Consider the following 332-nt stretch of genomic DNA (forward strand, 5'->3'; position numbering starts at 1 on the left):
TCGTCGCCCTTGCCCTCGACCAGCGTGTAGTCGCTGCGATGGCGCTCCAGGGCGCGGGTCGACAGCAGCTTGCCGCGTTCACGGGTGGTGAAGCGGCCAGGGTAGTCGTAGTCTTCCAGGTCCGGCATGAACGCGGACTTGACCGCGCCTTCGGGCAGGATCTTCGGTTTTTCGAAGTCGTAATCGCGGCGGCTGACGCGGCTGGTGCGGGTTTCCAGGCGTAGGTTGAAGCGCTTGATCACCGGTTTGTCGGCAGCCATGCCGGAGTCTTGCTGGTAGTTCACCGGTTTGAGTTTGCGGAACACTGTCTGGTCGTCGCCGAACACCAGTTT

1 protein-coding gene is annotated in these 332 nt (G+C 62.3%); it reads right to left on the reverse strand.

What is annotated here, in order from left to right; all coding sequences use genetic code 11:
* A partial coding sequence (locus tag N8H74_RS29370; protein ID WP_262152184.1) for a contractile injection system protein, VgrG/Pvc8 family occupies window positions 1–332 on the reverse strand: 332 nt, incomplete at both ends.

Source organism: Pseudomonas sp. B2M1-30 (assembly GCF_025447575.1).
Classification (GTDB): Bacteria; Pseudomonadota; Gammaproteobacteria; order Pseudomonadales; family Pseudomonadaceae; genus Aquipseudomonas; species Aquipseudomonas botevensis.